Source organism: Streptomyces sp. NRRL F-2580, from assembly GCF_000720115.1.
Classification (GTDB): Bacteria; Actinomycetota; Actinomycetes; order Streptomycetales; family Streptomycetaceae; genus Streptomyces.
Window position 1 is genome coordinate 1 of the sequence record NZ_JOIR01000089.1, and the last position, 3,409, is coordinate 3,409.

General features: G+C 72.2%; 4 protein-coding genes. 3 read left to right on the forward strand and 1 reads right to left on the reverse strand.

The genetic code is table 11. The features are described 5' to 3' along the window. Both IF88_RS45115 and IF88_RS0139450 read left to right on the forward strand, forming a co-directional pair. Positions 1-175 (forward strand): adenosylhomocysteinase (locus IF88_RS45115; RefSeq protein ID WP_199808215.1); only part of this gene is annotated, 175 nt, incomplete at its 5' end. A gap of 170 nt (positions 176-345) precedes the next feature. Further along, positions 346-966, forward strand: coding sequence for a hypothetical protein (locus tag IF88_RS0139450; RefSeq protein ID WP_030724318.1), 621 nt, complete (start codon positions 346-348; stop codon positions 964-966). A gap of 12 nt (positions 967-978) precedes the next feature. Here the strand turns inward: IF88_RS0139450 and IF88_RS0139455 are convergent, their stop codons facing one another. After that, on the reverse strand, positions 979-1,911 hold the full coding sequence (locus IF88_RS0139455) for an RDD family protein (RefSeq protein WP_037808821.1): 933 nt from the start codon (positions 1,909-1,911) through the stop codon (positions 979-981). A gap of 111 nt (positions 1,912-2,022) precedes the next feature. Between IF88_RS0139455 and IF88_RS0139460 the strand changes: the two genes are divergently transcribed. Next, positions 2,023-3,030: a stage II sporulation protein M gene (locus tag IF88_RS0139460; protein WP_030724322.1), complete on the forward strand. Its 1,008-nt coding sequence runs from the start codon at positions 2,023-2,025 to the stop codon at positions 3,028-3,030. The last annotated feature ends 379 nt before the right edge of the window (positions 3,031-3,409 follow it).

Consider the following 3,409-nt stretch of genomic DNA (forward strand, 5'->3'; position numbering starts at 1 on the left):
GCCCGAGGAGTACCCGACCGAGGTCTACGTGCTGCCGAAGCACCTCGACGAGAAGGTCGCGCGCCTCCACCTCGACGCCCTCGGCGTCCGCCTCACCACCCTCCGCCCGGAGCAGGCCGCGTACATCGGCGTCCAGGTCGAGGGCCCGTACAAGCCGGACCACTACCGCTACTGATCACCCCTTGATCATTTCCTGATCGGCTCCTGAACGACGCCTGATCAGCGGCGGCAGAACGTGAAGCAGGCCCCCGGCACCCGTGCCGGGGGCCTGCCCCGTATCCCTCGACCCGCCGACGCCCTCGATCCCAAGACCCGACGCCCTCGATCCCAAGAAGTGTGCGCACCATGCCCCGCGGCCGTTACTCGCTCCACGACCCGCACGACCACACCCCCCTCGGCGAGGAGCACTTCCACTGCGCCCCCGGGCCCTCCGGCTGGCGCTACGTCTCCCAGCTCACCGCCCCGAACGGCGACCACCGCGGCTCCGTCGACCTCGCGATCGACGAGCTCGGCCGCCCCATCCGCCTCGAAGTGAACGCCGCGAGCTGGCAGGTCCGCGGGGCCGCCATCGACGGCGTCACCTGGGTCCGCACCGACCCCACCGGCACCGAGGCCACCGAGGGCAACATCGCCGCGCCCGGCTTCACCGGGACCTCCCCGGCCTTCCTCGTCGCCACGGCCCGCCTGCTCCGCCTGACCCCCGGCGCCCCCGCCACCCGCGTCCGGCTCCTCGCCCTCACCGACCCGGTCCTGGCCCCCCGTACGGTCGACCAGGCGTGGGCCCTGCTCGGCCGCGAGGAACACCCCACCGACAGCGGCCCGCTCCTGGTGGACGAGTACCAGGTCAGCGCCTTGGACACGGGCGAGGTCCACACGGTCCACCTCGCCGGCGACGTGGTCCTCTCGGCCCCGGGCATCGAGCTCGAACACCTGGAGAGCCCGCCCTCCACCTTCGAGGAGCACTGACCCTCAGGTCCCTCAGGCAGGCGGCGCGAACCCGCCGGCGCGCGGAGCCTCGACAGGTGCCGGAGGCGCGGGGGCCACGGGGGCCGCGGGTGCGGGAGCCGCGTAGGAAACCGGCGCCGGAGCGGGAGCCGGCCCGAACCCGGCGGGGGCCGGGGCGGGCGCGACGGCGTGTGCCGGTCCGGGCGCAGGCGCGGCGGCGGACCGGAAGGCCCGGGCGGCGTCCCGCGTCTGCCGCTCGTGCACCACGGCCATCAGGAACGCGGCGGCCGGCACCCCCACCGGCGGCGGCGCCCCGGTGCGCGCCACCAGATCGTCCGCGAGCCGCGCCGCCATCGCGGCGCCCACCTGCGGATCCAGCTGGTTCATCCGCGTCAGGTACTGCCGTATCGCCAGCCACAGCCCGTCCGGCACCGCCGACAGGTCCAGCCCGGTGAACCGCCCGGCCAGCCACGGCGGAGGCGGAGGCACCGGCATCACCCGCGCCCCCGGCACCCGTTCGCGGACCACCAGCGTCCCGCCGAAGACGTCCCCGAGCCGCCGGCCGCGCGCCGAGACCAGCGAGGCGATGCACGCCACCGTCCCGAAGGTCAGCAGCAGCTCCACCACCCCCATGGCCCCGCGGACCAGCGCGTGCCGGAACCGGATCGGCCCACCGTCGTCCCGCACCACCCGTAGCCCGCACGCGAGCTTGCCCAGGGAACGCCCGTGGGACAGCGTCTCGACCGCGATCGGCACACCGACCATCAACAGCAGGAAGCTCGCCACCCCCACCGCCGCCTGGGCGGCCTCGTCCAGCGAAGAGGTCGCGAGGGCCAGGCCGACCGAGAGCAGCACGTACCCGGTGACGTACACGACCAGGTCCAGGAGGATCGCCAGCCCGCGGCTCGGCAGCCTCGCGGGCCGCAACCCCAGGACGACCGCGTCTCCCGTCACCAGATCGCTCACCGCAGCACCTCTCATGTGACCTGCCCCGCCCCGTCGGCCTCCAGTCTGCCAAGCTGACCACACGAGGAATAGGCAGCAGCAGGTGACCTGGGGCAGGGGAGCGGCAACCGGATGGATCTCGACGTCTTCGTGACGGCACACCGGGCGGAATGGGACCGCCTGGAGCAGCTCCTGGGCCGCGGCCGCAAGCTCACCGGTGAGGAGGCCGACGAGCTCGTCGCGCTCTACCAGCGCACCTCCACCCATCTCTCCCTGATCCAGTCCAGCGCCCCCGACCCCATGCTCACGGGCCGGCTGACCCAGCTGGTCGCGCGCGCCCGCGCCACGGTGACGGGCACCCGGCGGGCCGGCTGGCGCGACGCCGCCCTCTTCTTCACGGCGGCCTTCCCGGCCGCGGTGTACCGCAGCCGCCGCTGGTGGATACCGACCGCGCTGCTCTCCACGGCTCTCGGCGTGCTCATCGGCTGGTGGATAGCCACGCACCCCGAGGTCCAGGGCGCCATCGCGGCCCCGGCGGACCTGAAGGCGCTCACGCAGCCGGGCGGCGAGTACGAGACGTACTACTCCAGCCACCCCGCGGGCTCCTTCGCCGCCAAGGTCTGGACGAACAACGCCCAGGCGGCGGCGATCTGCCTGGTCCTGGGCGCCTTCCTCGGACTCCCCGTGCTCTGGATCCTGTTCCTGAACATGGCCAACCTCGGAGTCGGCCTGGGTCTGATGGCCTCCGCCGGCCGCCTCGACGTCTTCCTCGGGCTGATCCTTCCGCACGGCCTGCTCGAACTGACCGCCGTCTTCGTGGCCGCGGGGACGGGCCTGCGCCTGGGCTGGACGGTCATCGACCCGGGCCCCCGCACCCGCCGCACCGCCCTGGCGGAACAGGGCCGCGCGGCCCTCGGCATGGCCATCGGCCTCGCGGTCGTCCTGTTCGTCTCCGGCCTGATCGAGGGCTTCGTGACCCCCTCCGGCCTCCCCACCTGGGCCCGCATCGCCATCGGCGTCCTCGCCGAGGCCGTCTTCCTGATCTACGTCTTCGTCCTGGGGGGCCGGGCCTCCCGCGCGGGCGAGGTGGGGGACGTGGAAGCCGCGGACCGGACGGCGACCCTCCCGACCGCTGCCTGATGTGCGCACGAGCCTGCTGAGCTGCTAGTCTCCTCGTCGTCCCGCGAGGACCGTTGACACGGAGCGCGCGGGGAGGTAGATTCGAACGGTTGCCTCGAACTGGACAAGTTCGGCAGCGATGGTTTAGACTACTTCTTGCCCCCCATCGAGGAATTGAATTCCAGTGGGGCGCAGCCGACTCCTCATTCAGGAATCCAAGCCGGGAAATCCGGTGGAGAACTTCTGGTAGAGTCGGAATCGCCGGAAAGGGAAAGCGCGAAAGCGCAGGAACTGGAAAGCACCGAGGAAGTCGGACACGAAAGAGTCTGATAGAGTCGGAAACGCAAGAACACAGAACGAAAGCCCGGAGGAAAGCCCGCGAGGGTGAGTACAAAGGAAG